This is a genomic window from Bradyrhizobium diversitatis, from assembly GCF_016031635.1.
GTDB lineage: Bacteria > Pseudomonadota > Alphaproteobacteria > Rhizobiales > Xanthobacteraceae > Bradyrhizobium > Bradyrhizobium diversitatis.
Map to the genome: position 1 here is coordinate 1 of NZ_JACEGD010000020.1, position 14,945 is coordinate 14,945.

21 protein-coding genes are annotated in these 14,945 nt (G+C 65.2%); 8 read left to right on the plus strand and 13 right to left on the minus strand.

The window, feature by feature from the left end; translation table 11 throughout:
- A partial coding sequence (locus H1B27_RS22190) for a transposase (protein WP_197967352.1) occupies positions 1–289 on the plus strand: 289 nt, incomplete at its 5' end.
- A gap of 90 nt (positions 290–379) precedes the next feature.
- On the opposite strand, the gene H1B27_RS22195 is transcribed toward H1B27_RS22190, so the two are convergent.
- Positions 380–676: a DUF4282 domain-containing protein gene (locus H1B27_RS22195; RefSeq protein WP_018648333.1), complete on the minus strand. Its 297-nt coding sequence runs from the start codon at positions 674–676 to the stop codon at positions 380–382.
- A gap of 156 nt (positions 677–832) precedes the next feature.
- Between H1B27_RS22195 and H1B27_RS22200 the strand changes: the two genes are divergently transcribed.
- From H1B27_RS22200 to H1B27_RS22210, 3 genes are all read left to right on the plus strand, one after another.
- Positions 833–1,285: a MaoC family dehydratase gene (locus H1B27_RS22200; protein WP_197967534.1), complete on the plus strand. Its 453-nt coding sequence runs from the start codon at positions 833–835 to the stop codon at positions 1,283–1,285.
- A complete protein-coding gene (locus tag H1B27_RS22205) occupies positions 1,285–1,767 on the plus strand; it encodes a MaoC family dehydratase (protein WP_197967535.1) in 483 nt (160 codons plus the stop codon). The genes H1B27_RS22200 and H1B27_RS22205 overlap by 1 nt, the downstream gene beginning before the upstream one ends.
- Positions 1,768–1,963: 196 nt before the next feature.
- Positions 1,964–2,110, plus strand: a complete 147-nt coding sequence (locus tag H1B27_RS22210; RefSeq protein ID WP_164934669.1) for a hypothetical protein — start codon at positions 1,964–1,966, stop codon at positions 2,108–2,110.
- A gap of 139 nt (positions 2,111–2,249) precedes the next feature.
- Here the strand turns inward: H1B27_RS22210 and H1B27_RS22215 are convergent, their stop codons facing one another.
- The 5 genes from H1B27_RS22215 to H1B27_RS22235 form a co-directional block, all read right to left on the minus strand.
- On the minus strand, positions 2,250–2,387 hold the full coding sequence (locus tag H1B27_RS22215) for a hypothetical protein (RefSeq protein WP_165935882.1): 138 nt from the start codon (positions 2,385–2,387) through the stop codon (positions 2,250–2,252).
- Positions 2,388–2,797: 410 nt separating this feature from the next.
- Complete coding sequence (locus H1B27_RS22220) at positions 2,798–3,220, minus strand: hypothetical protein (RefSeq protein ID WP_061877449.1); 423 nt, start codon at positions 3,218–3,220, stop codon at positions 2,798–2,800.
- A 357-nt stretch (positions 3,221–3,577) separates the two neighbouring features.
- Complete coding sequence (locus H1B27_RS22225; protein ID WP_197967605.1) at positions 3,578–4,486, minus strand: hypothetical protein; 909 nt, start codon at positions 4,484–4,486, stop codon at positions 3,578–3,580.
- A gap of 371 nt (positions 4,487–4,857) precedes the next feature.
- Positions 4,858–5,298, minus strand: coding sequence for a nuclear transport factor 2 family protein (locus H1B27_RS22230; RefSeq protein ID WP_061877450.1), 441 nt, complete (start codon positions 5,296–5,298; stop codon positions 4,858–4,860).
- Between the two features lie 236 nt (positions 5,299–5,534).
- Positions 5,535–5,981 carry a nuclear transport factor 2 family protein gene (locus H1B27_RS22235; protein ID WP_061877451.1) on the minus strand — a complete coding sequence of 149 codons (447 nt, stop codon included), beginning with the start codon at positions 5,979–5,981 and terminating at the stop codon, positions 5,535–5,537.
- A gap of 400 nt (positions 5,982–6,381) precedes the next feature.
- Here H1B27_RS22235 and H1B27_RS22240 point away from each other — a divergent pair, with 400 nt between their 5' ends.
- Entirely contained in the window at positions 6,382–6,531 is a 150-nt protein-coding gene (locus tag H1B27_RS22240; protein ID WP_197488641.1) for a hypothetical protein, read from the plus strand.
- Positions 6,532–6,635: 104 nt separating this feature from the next.
- On the opposite strand, the gene uvrB is transcribed toward H1B27_RS22240, so the two are convergent.
- The 4 genes from uvrB to H1B27_RS22260 all read right to left on the minus strand — a co-directional run bounded on the left by uvrB (position 6,636) and on the right by H1B27_RS22260 (position 11,228).
- Entirely contained in the window at positions 6,636–9,602 is a 2,967-nt protein-coding gene (gene uvrB / locus H1B27_RS22245; protein ID WP_197967536.1) for an excinuclease ABC subunit UvrB, read from the minus strand.
- Between the two features lie 94 nt (positions 9,603–9,696).
- Positions 9,697–9,924: a hypothetical protein gene (locus H1B27_RS22250; RefSeq protein ID WP_061877453.1), complete on the minus strand. Its 228-nt coding sequence runs from the start codon at positions 9,922–9,924 to the stop codon at positions 9,697–9,699.
- A gap of 54 nt (positions 9,925–9,978) precedes the next feature.
- Complete coding sequence (locus H1B27_RS22255) at positions 9,979–10,200, minus strand: hypothetical protein (protein WP_061877454.1); 222 nt, start codon at positions 10,198–10,200, stop codon at positions 9,979–9,981.
- A gap of 113 nt (positions 10,201–10,313) precedes the next feature.
- Complete coding sequence (locus H1B27_RS22260; protein ID WP_061877455.1) at positions 10,314–11,228, minus strand: LysR substrate-binding domain-containing protein; 915 nt, start codon at positions 11,226–11,228, stop codon at positions 10,314–10,316.
- Between the two features lie 326 nt (positions 11,229–11,554).
- On the opposite strand from H1B27_RS22260, the gene H1B27_RS22265 reads away from it, so the two are divergent.
- From H1B27_RS22265 to H1B27_RS22275, 3 genes are all read left to right on the plus strand, one after another.
- Positions 11,555–12,334 (plus strand): sulfite exporter TauE/SafE family protein, encoded by a 780-nt coding sequence (locus tag H1B27_RS22265; RefSeq protein WP_197967537.1) that lies wholly within the window; start codon positions 11,555–11,557, stop codon positions 12,332–12,334.
- Positions 12,331–12,561 (plus strand): hypothetical protein, encoded by a 231-nt coding sequence (locus H1B27_RS22270; protein WP_028176669.1) that lies wholly within the window; start codon positions 12,331–12,333, stop codon positions 12,559–12,561. The genes H1B27_RS22265 and H1B27_RS22270 overlap by 4 nt, the downstream gene beginning before the upstream one ends.
- Before the next feature lie 121 nt (positions 12,562–12,682).
- Positions 12,683–13,381 carry a glutathione S-transferase family protein gene (locus H1B27_RS22275; protein ID WP_197967538.1) on the plus strand — a complete coding sequence of 233 codons (699 nt, stop codon included), beginning with the start codon at positions 12,683–12,685 and terminating at the stop codon, positions 13,379–13,381.
- 31 nt (positions 13,382–13,412) lie between these two features.
- On the opposite strand, the gene H1B27_RS22280 is transcribed toward H1B27_RS22275, so the two are convergent.
- The 3 genes from H1B27_RS22280 to H1B27_RS40260 all read right to left on the minus strand — a co-directional run bounded on the left by H1B27_RS22280 (position 13,413) and on the right by H1B27_RS40260 (position 14,930).
- On the minus strand, positions 13,413–13,898 hold the full coding sequence (locus tag H1B27_RS22280) for a hypothetical protein (RefSeq protein WP_197967539.1): 486 nt from the start codon (positions 13,896–13,898) through the stop codon (positions 13,413–13,415).
- A complete protein-coding gene (locus tag H1B27_RS22285; protein ID WP_197967540.1) occupies positions 13,895–14,491 on the minus strand; it encodes a hypothetical protein in 597 nt (198 codons plus the stop codon). Before H1B27_RS22285 ends, H1B27_RS22280 begins: the two co-directional genes overlap by 4 nt.
- Before the next feature lie 208 nt (positions 14,492–14,699).
- Positions 14,700–14,930: a cysteine-rich CWC family protein gene (locus H1B27_RS40260; RefSeq protein WP_246515607.1), complete on the minus strand. Its 231-nt coding sequence runs from the start codon at positions 14,928–14,930 to the stop codon at positions 14,700–14,702.
- Positions 14,931–14,945 lie beyond the last annotated feature (15 nt).

Sequence of the window (14,945 nt, forward strand, 5' to 3'; positions counted from 1 at the left end):
CCGCCGAATCTTCATCTCTGGCCAGAAGCGCGGCGTCTTCGGTGTCATCAAGCGCGAGCTGCGCCGCCGTTCCGCCATCGAACCCATCATCGGACACCTGAAGACCGATGGCCACCTCGGCCGCTGCTACCTCAAAGGCCGCGCCGGCGATGCGGCCAACGTCATCCTCTCAGCCGTCGGCCACAACTTCCGCCGCATCCTCGCCTGGATCAGAGAACTCTTGTGCCTGTTCCTGATCCAGCTCTGGCGCACGCGCGCCTGTCCGGCCCCGCTCAATTCGGCTTCTTAACGGACGACGGTGTAACCCACCACTGTCTCGGTCCGCGGAAACGGAAGAGGTGGGTTACGGCTTCGCCTAACCCACCCTACGAGACCAACCTCACCGCATCCCGCCGCCCTGGTCGCGGATCGCGCCGAGATGCTCGTTGATGCGGAAGACGATCAGGATCAGCTCCGCGACGATGCGCGAGAACACGATGCCGACCACGACGCTGGCAATCGAGGACAGTAGCACCAGGAAGCCGCCGAACGGGCTGATCGCCATCGCGGCCAGGCCAGAGAAGATGCCGGAGAGGCCGAACAGGCAGATCAGCGCGATCACCAGCCAGTAGAAGGTCTTGATGATCGTCGGCGTGATGAAGCGGTCCCATTGAAACAGGTCGCTGAATGAAAACATCGCTCTCCCCAGGGGCAAATCAGGCCTCGGCCGTCGGTAGATCCGACTCAGGATCAACGCCGACACCCCATATGTAGCACGAGCCATGCGGGCCGGCGGGTTGAGATTGCCGCAAAGTGCGGCCACAATCTGTCATTTCCGCCAACCCATCCCAAGATGACCCTGACCTTCGAAGATTTCCCGCCCGGCCGGTTCGGAACGTTCGGCCCGCGCCATGTCACCCGCGACGAGATATTGGCCTTTGCCGCCGAGTTCGATCCGCAGCCGATGCACCTCGACGAGGAGGCGGCGGCCAAGAGCATGCTGCGCGGCCTGTCCGGCTCGGGCTGGCACCTGTGCTCGCTGATGATGCGGATGATGGCCGACGGCTTCATCACCAGCGCCGCGTCGCTCGGCTCGCCCGGCGTGGACGAGGTGCGCTGGCTGTCGCCACTTCGACCCGGCGACGATCTCATGCTCGACGTCGACGTCGTGGAGGCGCGCACCTCGAAGAGCCGGCCGGAGCTCGGCATCGTCAAATTCAAATGCACTGTGCGCAACGCGGCGGGGCAGGCGCTCGCCGAGATGACCTCGCCGATCCTGATCAAGCGGCGCGAGGGAGCTGTCTGATGCGGTTCTTCGACGACATCGCGATCGGACAGCGCCGCGAGATCGGCAGCTATACGTTCACTGCCGAGGCCATCAAGACATTCGCCGCCAAATTCGATCCGCAGCGCTTTCACCTCGACGAGGAGGAGGGCAAGAACTCGCTGTTCGGCGGGCTCGCCGCCTCCGGCTGGCATGTCGGCTCGGCCTGCATGAGCCTGCTTGTCGTCGACGGCCAGCGTCTGGCGCGGGAAGCCGCAGCGCGCGGCGAGGAGGTCGCGGTGTGGGGCCCGTCGCCGGGCTTTCGCGACCTGCGCTGGATCAGGCCCGTGCTCGCCGGCGACACCGTTGCTTTCGTCAACGTCGTCGTCGACAAGCGCACCTCCGCCTCGCGCCCCGGCTGGGGCATTCTGACGGCCCGGACCACCGGCACCAACCAGCGCGGCGAGGAAGTCTATTCCATCACCGCCAGCGCGTTCGTGCCGACGCGTGCGAACAGCGCTTAGACTCGTTCCAGAATGAACGTGCAAATGAGTGCGCGAGTGTTGCCCGCGCGCTATGGACGCGATTCCGGGTGGCTGCCATAAGCCTGCGCAACATGGTTACCGCGAGCAGTTTGGCGGAACCAGTGAGTTGCTAACTAATTATGAACCTGTCGCTGTCTATTTGAAACGAATTGGCAGAGAACAGGGGACGAGGACCATGGCAGACCGCGGCGCACTCAAATTCGTTGGATTCATCTTCGCGACCGCGACGCTCGCCGTGATGCTGGTCGCCGGCATGGTGGTGAAGGGCTATGCCGATGGCGGCTACACGCTGGAAGCCTCGACCGTGGAGGCCGCCCGGTAAGGGGGCGTTGATTTCTGAAGCATGATCCGGAAGAGCGCGCAGCGATTTCAGGGACCATCTGCTCAAACGACAATCCGGACCGCGATGACGCTTCATCCGAATCGCATCGCACTTTAGGAGGGCGGAGTCCGGCCCTCTGTCAGCGGCTGTAGACGAACGCCAGCACCGCGATCGCAGCCGCCAGCAATCCGACAAAGCGCAGCATGATCGTGCCGAGCTGATTCGGCGCGGGCTGCAGCGATATAGGGTCCGTATTGTCGGGCCGAATGCTTTCCATGACGTGTCCCCAAGGCTCGGCCAAGACGGCCACGAGCGCTTGGCGTTTGTCGCCGGAGAGGGGTGGAGGGTTCAAAGGTGGGGCTGTGCTGGGCCGCGTGAGTGTGTGACCGCGTGTTCACTGCCGCGCTGCCATGTCCTTCAGCCATCCCCTCCACGGTCATGCCCCGGCTTGGCGCCTTCGCTAAAGCTTCGGCGGCCGAGCACCCTCGTGGCCCGGCGTAGCCTTCGCGGAGACGGGACCGGGGCATCCAGTACGCCGCGGCCCCTTGGCTCCTGCCTCACCGTCTCGGAGTACTGGATCGCCCGATCTTCGCGGGCGATGACACCTTCGTTGGGGAGATCGCCCCCCAAATCAAAACCGCCGCGCCCCTTCCGGAACGCGGCGGCCGGTGATGCGGTGCTTTGCGATCAGCTGTTGCGCAGGCCGTCGGCGGCGCGCTTCCATTGCGCGACGTTGTCGGCGATCATGCGGGTCGACTTCATCGCGGCCTGGCTGAGCTGGGCGTAGCCGGAGATCTCGCGCTGGACGCGCTGGCCTTCGGCGTGGAGCAGGTCGCGCAGGCTCTCGAGCTCGGAGATCAGGTTCTCGATCTCGGCGAGCGACGTGCCGGCGACGCGCTGGATCAGCGAGTTCACGTTGTTGACGGTGGCTTCCGCGCTCGGGTCGAGCGGCGGCGCGTCGGTCGTGGTCGAGGCGGGGCGGCGCAGATAGGCGATGTCGTTGCGGACGAAATCGCGGATGCCGGCTTCGACCTCAGTCACGGCGGCAAGGTTGGTGTCGACCGTCTCGGTCTCGGTGGCTTCGATCTTTTCGGGACGGGTGGCGTTCATCGTTATTCCCCTGTTCGCGTTGAGCGCAGCGCGAGTGTCCCCGCACGACGACGTCTGTGAGGCTGCCTCATCAAGGCGTCCGAATTTGGCCGCAAATGGGCCGAGATGCGGCAAGGGGGGACGATTCAGGGGTTTTGCCGTGGCGCATGGTTAGGAGAGTATGAATGCTGTCGCGGCGACGCGAAGCTCTAGCCAGGTCGGTGGTCTGCTCCCTCGCCCCGCTTGCGGGGAGAGGGTTGGGGTGAGGGGGAGTCTCCGCAGGAACGGTGACAGAGGTGTTCGCGGAGAGTCCCCCTCACCCGGAATTTGCTTGCGTAAATTCCGGCCCCTGCCCGCAGGCGGGGAGAGGCGAAAGAGTCACCAGCTCTTCTTGAACCCTGCCGTCACGCTCTTGTTGATCGCACCTTGCGAGGTCTCGCCGACCGAGCCGGAGACGGTGACGTTGTCGAACAGCTTCTGCTCGGCGCCGATTCTGCGCAGCCATTTGTCGTCGGTGGTCGACAGCGTCTGGCCGGCGGTGATGCTGGTGCCGGTGTCGGTGAGGGTGACCTTGGCGGTCTGGTCGGTCTCGTAGTTGCGCGTGACATGTCCGCCGATGCCGGGGACCGCGGTGGTGCCCTGCTGGTTGACGCTGTAGCCGTTCTGCAGTGTCAGCGACGTGTCGCCCGACAGCGGCACCGACTTGGTCAGCGATGCCCCGATCTTGCTGTGCTCGGCGCCGGGATCGACCCGGGCCTCCACGGCGGTCTTGTCCCAGAGCGAGCCTGCGCCCGGCGCGGTCGCGGTGGCCCAGGCGCTGCCGGAGGATTGCGGCAGGCTGCCGCCATTGGTGGCCTTCTGCGCCAGCAGCTCAGACATCGTCCGCGGCTCGCTCGTCACCGTCATGTCGGCGCCGATCCGCGTATCCCAGAACGAGAACACGGACTGCTTCACGGTCACGGCCGAGGAGCCGTTCGCATTGGGATTCGAGGACCAGTCCAGGCCGTCCCTGGCTGCGGCCTGGGCGCGCTTCTTGGCGGCCATGGGGTCGATACCGGTCCCGGCATCGACCGCGAGCTGGCTCCAGTCGAGCTTGTCGACATCGATGCCCTTGAGCACGTCGGGGTCGTTGACGTCGGGGGTTTCGGCGGTCTCGGTCGCCTCGTCGTCAGGCGCAGCCGCCGTGGGCGGAATGATCTGCGCCGAGACCGTCAGCACCGAGCCCAGAATGAATGCGGCCGCCAGCACCGGCAGCCTGGTCCAGCCAAACCCTGTCGAGAATTCCATCGTCCTGCCCGCGAACCCCAGCGCATGCTTGCCGCTAATATACATCGGCGTTCGGCCATGCGCCATTCCGCTCACAGGATGCTGATCCATCGTTGCGGAATTGTGGCGGTGCTCCAAAGGGGACGCGAACCAACGGGCCGCGCGAACCGCGCGCGCCCGACGACGAGCTTTTGATGCGACGGCATCCGGCGGGGCTGGAGGCCAGGACGTCGCGATAGCCTTGTCGTCGGTCCCGACAAGCGGGGCCCGTTGGCGTCCCCCCTAAAGCGCGATGATCATCATCGCGCTTCAGGTTGTTGTGTGCGCATGATCTTCTCGGAAAACCGCTTCGCACTTTGCGCTAACGCGGCCCTTCGGGTCCGGATCATGCGTTAGCCAACGCTGGTCATCTTCGGCAGATGAATGGCGCGGCCGAGTGCCTGCTCGACCAGATCGAAGGTGTCGATCAGCACGCGCATGCTGACGAGCTTGCCCGCCCTGAACTGGGCGAACTGCGCTACGCGCAAGCTGATCGGCTTGTTGGAATCCAGTGCGGTCAGTGAATAGCGCAGCATCGAGGCGGCGGAATCGACGCCGAGCATGATGCTCTCGCGGTCGAAGCGGCGAACGTGGAAATTGTCGGCGAGCTGGCGGATGACGTCGAGCACGGCCTCCTTGCCCTGGCGCGCGCCGAGGAACGGAAACATGTCGATCGGGCCGTAGAGCGCCCACTCGACGTCCTCGTCGATGAGCGCTTCGATGTCCTCGAAATGCCGGTCGTTGATCGCGCGGTGCAACGCGCGCGAGAAACGCCAGAGGCTGTGCTCTGTCATTTTGGGCAGTCCTGAAGCTGGCTTGCGAAAGAAACGGAAAACAACCCCATGCACGGTCTCGTGCCGGGGCTCAACTCGTTTGTATACGAATAAAATAAGCGGTTTCGGCCAAAACGCAAATCACATTTCTGCAATGCACCATTGAACGGAATTTGTAAGATTTACAACAGAACCCCGTAATCTTCCGGGTCTGTACGCAAGCCCCGGATGCGGGTTCCAGGCGAGGAGGAGACGCATCAATTCCCCCGCGCCCCCGTGATCAGCGGCCCGATCTCCCGCTCCAGCACCTGCTGCACCAGGTCGTAGGAGTCGATGATCTCCCGGATCTCCGCCACCAGCCCGCCGCGGAAGGTGTAGAACACGGCCATGTCGAACTGCACGATGCGGTCGTTGCTGCGCTTCCTGTAATAGGCGTGCATGTAGGTCGCGACCGCCTCGCCCTCGGCGAGAATGTGCGGCGCCTTGTAGCGGATTTCCGAATAGCGCGACCAGACCGTCTGCCAGAGCTCACGCAGCTCGGCCTTGCCGTGGCGCGGCACCATGTGCGGCAGCACGTCGACGGGCGCGTGAGTGAGGAAGTCGACGTCGTCGGTGCAGCAGGACAGCGCCGTCTCGATATCCCCGCGCGCGAAGGCCTCGAGCAGATGCACGATGCGTTGGCGATTCAGCTTCTCGACCGTCATCCTGCCCGTCCTTGTCTGGCCCTATGGCGTCGCGCAGTGCCAAGGCGCGGTCGCGCGCACCGGCAATCCGCTAGGTCACAGGGACGTTGCAGACGATATGACGCGCGAGCGCCATGCCTGGTTCATGGCATGCAATTGCGGGTTGAATTGCGGTATGCAGGAATTTTCTGCCCATCCGGTTGCGTGGCGCGGATGGCGTAATGCGTTCGGGGCAGGTGGAGGCGCCTAAGCGCCGTCTCGCAGGACGTGGCGCGCTCAGGCGCCGCCAGAGTCATGTGAGATGGTGCTGCCGCCCGCGGGGGAGAGGCGAAGTCCGCGGCCGCACCGCGTGACCCATCTCACATCACCCCAGATATCCCGCCCAACGTCATCCCCGTCTCAACAGGGAGAATTCCCGGCCTTGTTCAGGACCGTCTATGAACCAGAATTCTTCGAGGCCCATCTGTCGCTCTTCGACAAGATCACGGCCTGGCGCACCCTGCCCGTCGCCTCGCTCCAGCTCGTGACGATCTTGCTGCTGCTGCCGGTGATGACGGCGAGCGTGGGGTGAGGAGAGCAAATCTCTCCTCGTCATTCCGGGGCGCTGCGAAGCAGCGAGCTATGATGCGCAATTGCGCATCTGAGAATCCATAGCCACCACTCGCGCGGTTGCGCCTACCTCTTCTTCCACCCACCCCGTCGCCCCGGCATTCCGCCCGTCGACTTCGGCGCGGGTCCGAACTCCGGTCCGGACTGCCGCGAATCCGTCGGCTGGATGATCCGGCTGGTGCTGCCGAACGGCTTTGACGGCAGCGCGCGGTTTTCGCGGTAGGGCAGGGATTCCGGGCCGTGCATCTCGTCGAGATGAGGCTTGTGCACCTTCGAGCCGCTGCCGCCGCCGCTGGCTTTCAGCGCGGAGCTCACGGTCTTCTTCTTCATGGCGCTGACCGGCAAGTTCGCGGCGTCGCCGTACTTCTTCGCGCCGGCATAGGCGCCGGCCTTGCCCTGCACGGTGCGTTGCTTCGCGGTGGGGTCGTCGACCACCGCGAGCTCGGTGGCGCGCAGGCGCTTGACCTCGTCGCGCAGGCGTGCGGCCTCCTCGAAGTTCAGGTCGGCCGCGGCCTCGCGCATGCGGGTTTCGAGATCGGCGAGCACGGCCTCGAAATTGTGGCCGATCGAGATGACGTCGTCGGTCATGTCGTGGCCGCCGACCTCGACCAGCACGTGGTCGCGCTCATAGACGGAGTTAAGGATGTCGCCGATCTGCTTCTTCACGCTCTCCGGCGTGATGCCGTTGGCGGTGTTGTACTCGACCTGCTTCTCGCGGCGGCGGTTGGTCTCGGCGATGGCGCGCTCCATCGACCCGGTCATCTGGTCGGCATAGAGGAGCACCTTGCCGTCGACGTTGCGCGCGGCGCGGCCGATGGTCTGGATCAGCGAGGTCTCGCTGCGCAAAAAGCCTTCCTTGTCGGCGTCGAGGATCGCGACCAGGGCGCATTCGGGAATGTCGAGGCCTTCGCGGAGCAGGTTGATGCCGACCAGCGCGTCGAACGCGCCGAGTCGCAGGTCGCGGATGATCTCGATACGCTCGATGGTGTCGATGTCTGAGTGCATGTAGCGGACGCGGATGCCCTGCTCGTGCAGATATTCGGTGAGGTCCTCCGCCATGCGCTTGGTCAGCACCGTGATAAGCGAGCGATAGCCGGCCTGCGCGGTGGCGCGCACCTCGCCGACGAGATCGTCCACCTGCGTACGCGCCGGGCGGATGTCGACGGGCGGATCGATCAGGCCCGTCGGGCGAATGACCTGCTCGACGAACACGCCGCCGCTCTCGTTCAGCTCCCAGCTGCCGGGCGTCGCCGATACCGCGACGGTCTGCGGCCGCATCATGTCCCACTCCTCGAAGCGCAAGGGGCGGTTGTCCATGCAGGAAGGCAGGCGGAAGCCATATTCGGCCAGCGTCGCCTTGCGGCGGAAGTCGCCGCGGAACATGGCGCCGATCTGCGGAATGGTGACGTGGCTCTCGTCGGCGAAGATCAGCGCGTTGTCGGGGACGTATTCGAACAGCGTCGGCGGCGGCTCGCCGGGGCGGCGCCCCGTGAGATAGCGCGAATAGTTCTCGATGCCGGCGCAGCTTCCGGTCGCTTCCATCATCTCGAGGTCGAAGGTGGTGCGCTGCTCCAGCCGCTGCGCTTCCAGCAGGCGGCCCTGGTCGTGCAGCTGGTCGAGCCGCTGCTTCAGCTCGAACTTGATCGACTTGATCGCCTGCACCAGCGTCGGGCGCGGCGTCACGTAGTGCGAATTGGCGTACATCTTGATGAATTCGAGCTCGTCCTGCTTGTGGCCGGTGAGCGGGTCGAACTCCTCGATGGTCTCGATGGTGTCGCCGAACAGGTTCACGCGCCAGGCGCGGTCTTCATAGTGCGCCGGGAAGATGTCGATGACGTCGCCGCGGACACGGAAGGTGCCGCGGGTGAAATCCGCCTGGGTGCGCTTGTATTGCAGCGCGACGAGGTCGGCGATGAGCTGGCGCTGGTCGATGCGCTCGCCCTTCTTCAGCGCGAACGTCATCGCGGTGTAGGTCTCGACCGAACCGATACCGTAGATGCAGGACACCGACGCCACGATGATGACGTCGTCGCGCTCGAGCAGCGCGCGCGTCGCCGAGTGGCGCATGCGGTCGATCTGCTCGTTGATCGAGGAATCCTTCTCGATATAGGTGTCGGTGCGGGGGACGTAGGCCTCCGGCTGGTAATAGTCGTAGTACGAGACGAAATACTCGACCGCGTTGTCCGGGAAGAAGTTCCTGAACTCGCCGTAGAGCTGGGCGGCCAGCGTCTTGTTCGGCGCCAGGATCAGGGCCGGGCGCTGCGTCGCCTCGATCACCTTGGCCATGGTGTAGGTCTTGCCCGAGCCGGTGACGCCGAGCAGCACCTGCGAGCGGTCGTTGCGGTTGATGCCCTCGACCAGTTCGGCGATCGCGGTCGGCTGGTCGCCCTTGGGCTCGTAGGACGACTTGATCTCGAAGCGCACGCCGCCTTCGGACTTCTCCGGGCGCGGCGGCCGGTGCGGCGTCCACACCTTCATGGAGCCGTCGTCCTTGCGGAACTCCGGCCGGCCCTCGCGGATCAACGACTCCAGCGCATCCGCGGTGGCCTTGACGCCGAGCGCCTCCATCTTGCTACGCGGCGGGCGGGCCAATGCCTCGGCATCGTCCTCCTCGGTCGGCAGTCCAAGCTGCCGCGCCAGTTCCGGATCGAGCGTCGGGATCGTAGCCGCGGTGCCGTAATTGGCCTGCGGCGCTTCGTCCAATCCTGCAAGCTCACTGGACTGACGGGCGCCCGGCGGCTGCGGATTGGGCCGCAGCGGCATCGGCCGTGCGGCATCCTGCGGGAACTCCTTCGGCGTCGAAGCCCGCGCCCGATGCGCGGCGGCCTCGCCTCCGGCGCGGCGGTCGCGCGAATTGTCCGGCGGCGGCTGCAGCCCCGTACCGGATCCGAGGCCCGCATCGCCGCGATTGATCGCGGGATTGAGCAACTCGGCCAGCGCCGGCCCGATCGGCTGCACGTCGGGGCGGTGTGCCTTCGAGTTCGGAGCCTTGGTTTTCGGGGATTTTGCGGGGGGAGCAGGTTTCTTCGCCATCAGGCGAATATGGGACGAGTCCGCCCCGCAATAAAGGGCGATTGGCCGCCTCCATGCAGGCTGCTGACAGCAGGTTGGCAGCAGGCCGGGACCTTCAGGCCGCCGGCAGCGGCCCGCCGTCGTCTTCGGCCGGGACATGCGGCTCGAGGATGTCGAGATGGATGCCGCCGCAATCGCTGCAGCGCATGGCCCAGTACTCGCATCCGGCGCGGCCGGGGATCACGCGGAGCACCGCGAGATCGCCGTCGCATTCCGGGCAGTTGGACAGCACCGCACGGATGTAGATCCGCGGCCGCGCTGCGTCGGTTTCGATGATGGACATGACCGGTGTTCCCCCTGCGCGCTTTTTCTCTGGTCCGCCCGCGGACCCGCTGGGCTATTCGTCGCCTTCGGCCCGCCGGCGAAAGCGATCGATGTGGTGCTTGGCATCGGCGATCGCCGCATCGGGATCGGGCCAGGCGAAGCCGACTTCCATGGCAGGAAACAGCACGCCGTCGATGGCTACCGGGCTGAAATCGGCCCGGCGGATCCGCGCGTGCCACAGCCCCTTGCCAGCTTCGAAGGATTCGATGTCAAAGCCGTCGTAAAGGGTCGTCATGAGTGTAGGTCCCACTTTTTTTCGGAGGGTCAGGGGACCACGATTACGGGTTTCAGAATGTGAAGCGGTTCACAAGCGACGTGGCTTTTTTGCTCAAGCTTGTCGAAAAGACTTCAGTTCCGCGCGCCGGCGCGGCCGATCCGGCGGGGGCGGGCGGCGGGTTCCGAGGCCGCGCGCATGATCCAGCGGCGGAAGGCGGCAAAGTCGCGCTGCTCGGTCTGAAAGCTGCGATAGAGCAGGTACCAGCGCATGCCCTTGGGCACCGAGAGGTCGAGAGGCGCCACCAGCCGGCCGGCCGCGAGATCGTCGTCGATATAGGGCCGGATGCCCATGGCGATGCCGAGCCCGTCGGCGGCGGCCTGCAGCGCCTGGCCGTAGAACTGGAACTCGGGCCCCCGCGCGTTGATCCGCGCAACGCCCGCGGCCTTCAGCCAGATCGGCCAGTCCTCGGGCGAGTGCGCGACGCGGATCAGGCTCGGTCCCTTCAGGTCGGCCGGACGCTTCAGCCCGCCCGCGAGGCGTGGCACGCAGACCGGCGTCAGGTCGCCGGCAAACAGCGGCTCGGCGACGAGGCCGGGCCAGTCGCCGGTGCCGAGCTTGATGCCACAGCTCCAGTCCTCGCCGAACGGCACCGACGCGCCGCCGGTGGTGAAGCGCACCTCGATGTCGGGCTCCTCGTTGCGAAACTCGGACAGGCGCGGGATCAGCCAGCGCATCGCAAAGGTGTGGCCGACGCCGATGGTGAGCACGCGCACGCTCGAAGGCGCCGTCACCTGCGCGGTGAGGCTCGCCAGCGCATCGAAGATCGGGGTCAGCCCGCTCTGATAGGCGCGGCCGGCCTGCGTCAGCACCAGACGGTTGGCCTTGCGCTCGAACAACGCGACGCCGAGCCGCTCTTCGAGCAGATGCACCATGCGGCTGACGGCGGCCGCCGACACGCTCAGCTCCAGCCCGGCCGCAGCAAAGCTGCCGGTCCGCGCCGCCGCCTCGAACGCCTTGATGCCGTTGAGAAACAGCAGTCGCCGCAAATGCAAGACCCTTATGCAAGACCCTCAGGAAAGCTGATGCCAGGGCAAGATAACTCAGTTTGCGCGAGGCGAGCAAGCGAGGCACTAGAATGAGCGCAATTCCTGCTGATTTGTTGGAGCGCGGGCGCGGCCTCTTCGCCTCTCCCCGCTTGCGGGGAGAGGCCGGAATCCAAGCAGAGCTTGGATTCCGGGTGAGGGGGACTTTCCGCGAGTCCAACTGCCACTTCCCTTGCGGAGGGTCCCCCTCACCCCAACCCTCTCCCCGCAAGCGGGGCGAGGGAGTGAAACAGTTTGCGTCCCTCACTCGCCCTCAGGAGATTCCTTTCGTGACGCCCCTCATGATCGCGGCCCTCGGATTGCTGATGGTCGCCACCGCATTCCTGTCCGGGCTGTTCGGCATGGCGGGCGGGCTGATTCTGATCGGTGTGCTGCTGGCCCTGATGCCGCTGCCGACCGCGATGGTGCTGCATGCGATCACGCAGATGGCCTCGAACGGCTGGCGCGCTTTCTTGTGGCGGGCGCATATCCGCTGGCGGCCGGTCGCGAACTATATGGTTGGCGCTGCCGTCGCGCTCGTAGCCTGGTCGCTCACCCGCTACGTGCCGGACAAGCCGGTGGCGCTGCTGATGTTGGGTGCCACGCCGTTCATGGCGCGACTCCTGCCGGCGAACATCAAGCCCGATCCCGACCGTCTCTGGCAGGGCACGGTCTACGGCACGATCTGCATGGGCCTGATGCTGATGACCGGCGTCTCCGGCCCGCTGCTCGACACCTTCTTCCTCGGCGGCAATTTCGGCCGGCGCGAGAAGGTCGCGACCAAGGCGATGTGCCAGCTCGTCAGCCATTTCACCAAGCTGGTCTATTTCGGCGGCATCATCGACCAGGCGGCGAGCCTCGATCCCGTTCTCGCCGGCGTTGCGATTGCGGCCTCGATGCTCGGCACCACGCTGGCGCGGCGCATCCTCGAAGCCATGACCGACCAGCAATTCCTGGCATGGTCGAACAAGCTGATCACCACCATTGCCTGCTACTACATCGCCTATGGCGGCTGGCTCCTAGTCCGTACCCCGGTGCTGGCTGCCTTCGACAAGGGAGGTTTGCAATGAGCCGCAACGCCGATCCGCTGGTGCTGGACTTCGTCGAATGGGTCGCGCGCGAGCCGCGCGCCTATGCCGAGGTAATCGCGACCTGGAAGACCTCCTGCCCGCGCCTCACCATCTGGGAAGACGCCGCGGATCGCGGCTACGTCGCCCGCGAGACGATAGCCGGCGTGGGGCTGGTCATCGCGGTGACGGAGGACGGCGAGAGGCTGCTGCGCACCAACGGGCGGTGATCTCTCCACATCGTCATTGCGAGCGCCAGCGAACCAATCCAGAATGCTTCCGCGGCGACAGTCTGGATTGCTTCGTCGCAGGAGCTCCTCGCAAGGACGGAGCATGAGGAGGCGCCAGCCCATGTCACTCAAACTCTACGAGCTCGTTGGCACCGATGCGTCGCGTCCGTTCAGCCCGTATTGCTGGCGCACGCGGATGGCGCTGGCGCACAAGGGGCTGGCGGCGGAATCGCTGCCCTGGCGTTTCACCGAGAAGAGCGCGATCGCGCCGCATGGCTCGGAGAAGGTGCCGGTGCTGTTGCACGACGACAAGCCCGTGGTCGATTCCTGGACCATCGCGAATTATCTGGAGGACAAGTTTCCCGATCGTCCGTCGTTGTTCGGCGGCGAGGGCGGCCGCGCCATGGCGCGCATGATCAATGCCTTCGGCGACATCGCCATCGTCGGCGGCATCTTTCCGCTTGTAGTCGCCGACATCCCGAACAACCTCGCCGAGGTCGACGCCGCCTATTTCCGCAAGTCGCGCGAGGCGCGCTTCGGCGGCAAGAGCCTGGAAGAGGTGATGGCGAGCCGCGACACCGGCGTGGTCGCGTTCCGCAAATCGCTGGAGGTGATGCGGCAGACCTTGAAGAAGCAGCCCTATCTTGGCGGCAACGCGCCGAACTACGCCGACTACATCGTGTTCGGCGGTTTTCAGTGGGCGCGCGTGGTCAGTCCGTTCAAGCTGCTGGAGGTGGACGATCCGGTCCATGCTTGGCGCGAAAGACTGCTCGACGCGTTCGACGGCATGGCGCGGACATCGCCGGGGTACAAAGTGTAGCGGATGATGCGCTGCTCGCTCCTGGACGCGTTCAACCCGCGCAGGCATGTCCTGTTACGCGTTCGCCCTTGACGACGATTGCGATCAATTTGCTGGCGACGCCATTGAAGTCCGACGGTTTGAAGTAGCCCCTCACGTAGGCTTCCTGTGTGAGCCGCTCGATGCGCTTGTCCTCTCCCGTCGACCATTGCTTGGCTATGTAATCAGCGCCCGCCGGGCCGAAGATCTCGGGATAGCGCTCTGTCTGGTTCTGGCGGTGATAGTAATACTCGTTGAGGCCCTCGATGAATTGTTCGCGCGTGTCCCCGGTGCAGCGCCCACTCCAGGGAAGCTCCAGCGCGGCCATCGCGCCGCGACGCTGGCTGATGCGCGATTCGACCGCATATTTTTCGGTGTCTCCGTAGCCTTTGCCGTCACCCGCAAAGACCTGTGGCCGAGCCTTGGGCTCCGGCGCAAAGGCCCAGACCGCGACTTGCCAGACCACGATCGCCCAGATCACGAACCAGATGCGGTTCATTTGCCGCTCGCTGCGGCGCGCATCCGCGGCAGGCAAACCGGGGAGGGCTCGGACCACAGGCCGGGGCCGGCAAATTGCTTGACCGTGAGGCGGAGTTCCTCCGGAAAGTCGGTCTCGACGACGCCCTTCTGCTCAAAAGCTTCGGCAAGCGCGGCCCGGACGCGAATGTCGAGCGGCGTAGAGAACGCCGCGTTGGCCTCGTCCCGCTTCTTCTCGCTGCAGAACATCGCCATCATGGGGTTCGGGCAGTCGAAGATCTTCATGTACGCGCGGGCATAGGCCGTCGTGGCGGCGACGAGATTGGCTTTCATCGTGTCGTCGCATGGCGACATCGCGTAGGCAGTGCCTGCCTGCAACGCGTCGAGCCGCAGTGCGTCGCGTTTCGGATCCTTGTCGCTTTGCGAGGTGTGTGCGGCTTCCCACATTTTGCGATCGTAAGCTTTGGCGCTCTCTCCTCCGAATGTCGTGGTGAGCGTCGGCTGCAATGCGCTGATCGGCGAAACCGTGTAGGCGGGAAATCCCCGCATCGCCCAGAACACGCCGACGAAGGCGGTCGTGAAAGCCATACAGGCGAACAGTACGAAACGGATCATTGGCGCCACACTTGTATTTGCGGGGCACAACCTAGCCGTGCTTGATTAAGAGATGTCTGAAAACGCGGGATGCCGGCAGTATTGGGTAAACGGATCTGCAAGGCCGCAACGACAATTGTCCCGAGCGCCGCAACTCCGTGACGCCGTGTTCGGATGGCATCTCGAACGAGGGAGCGTCCTGCTTCAAGACGCGTATTCCGCGCTCCCTTTAGGATCGTGAGCTCGGGTCGTCGCTGTCCGCGGAGGACAACGCAACGGCCGCAGCCTTCCGCAAGCACTCCCGGCACAGACAATCCTCGCCCGCGAGCGGCATCGGCAGTTTCGCCGTCTCCTCCGCGCACCAGCACGTGCCCGAGAGGTCGCAGCCGAACTCGGCGCCGCAGCGGGAGCAGGCGAGGCGGCGCGGTTCCTGCAACGCGGATTCTTTCGGATTTGTCATGATCTACGCCGAAGC

Excerpts from the sequence above, each read along its gene's own strand:
- H1B27_RS22285 (WP_197967540.1), bottom strand. The coding sequence starts at position 14,491 with ATGATCCGTTTCGTACTGTTCGCCTGTATGGCTTTCACGACCGCCTTC.
- H1B27_RS22195 (WP_018648333.1), bottom strand. The coding sequence starts at position 676 with ATGTTTTCATTCAGCGACCTGTTTCAATGGGACCGCTTCATCACGCCG.
- H1B27_RS22255 (WP_061877454.1), bottom strand. The coding sequence starts at position 10,200 with ATGACGACCCTTTACGACGGCTTTGACATCGAATCCTTCGAAGCTGGC.
- H1B27_RS22200 (WP_197967534.1), top strand. The coding sequence starts at position 833 with ATGACCCTGACCTTCGAAGATTTCCCGCCCGGCCGGTTCGGAACGTTC.
- H1B27_RS22280 (WP_197967539.1), bottom strand. The coding sequence starts at position 13,898 with ATGAACCGCATCTGGTTCGTGATCTGGGCGATCGTGGTCTGGCAAGTC.
- H1B27_RS40260 (WP_246515607.1), bottom strand. The coding sequence starts at position 14,930 with ATGACAAATCCGAAAGAATCCGCGTTGCAGGAACCGCGCCGCCTCGCC.
- H1B27_RS22215 (WP_165935882.1), bottom strand. The coding sequence starts at position 2,387 with ATGGAAAGCATTCGGCCCGACAATACGGACCCTATATCGCTGCAGCCC.
- H1B27_RS22235 (WP_061877451.1), bottom strand. The coding sequence starts at position 5,981 with ATGACGGTCGAGAAGCTGAATCGCCAACGCATCGTGCATCTGCTCGAG.
- H1B27_RS22275 (WP_197967538.1), top strand. The coding sequence starts at position 12,683 with ATGTCACTCAAACTCTACGAGCTCGTTGGCACCGATGCGTCGCGTCCG.
- H1B27_RS22250 (WP_061877453.1), bottom strand. The coding sequence starts at position 9,924 with ATGTCCATCATCGAAACCGACGCAGCGCGGCCGCGGATCTACATCCGT.
- H1B27_RS22210 (WP_164934669.1), top strand. The coding sequence starts at position 1,964 with ATGGCAGACCGCGGCGCACTCAAATTCGTTGGATTCATCTTCGCGACC.
- H1B27_RS22270 (WP_028176669.1), top strand. The coding sequence starts at position 12,331 with ATGAGCCGCAACGCCGATCCGCTGGTGCTGGACTTCGTCGAATGGGTC.
- H1B27_RS22230 (WP_061877450.1), bottom strand. The coding sequence starts at position 5,298 with ATGACAGAGCACAGCCTCTGGCGTTTCTCGCGCGCGTTGCACCGCGCG.
- H1B27_RS22220 (WP_061877449.1), bottom strand. The coding sequence starts at position 3,220 with ATGAACGCCACCCGTCCCGAAAAGATCGAAGCCACCGAGACCGAGACG.
- H1B27_RS22205 (WP_197967535.1), top strand. The coding sequence starts at position 1,285 with ATGCGGTTCTTCGACGACATCGCGATCGGACAGCGCCGCGAGATCGGC.
- H1B27_RS22225 (WP_197967605.1), bottom strand. The coding sequence starts at position 4,486 with ATGGAATTCTCGACAGGGTTTGGCTGGACCAGGCTGCCGGTGCTGGCG.
- uvrB (WP_197967536.1), bottom strand. The coding sequence starts at position 9,602 with ATGGCGAAGAAACCTGCTCCCCCCGCAAAATCCCCGAAAACCAAGGCT.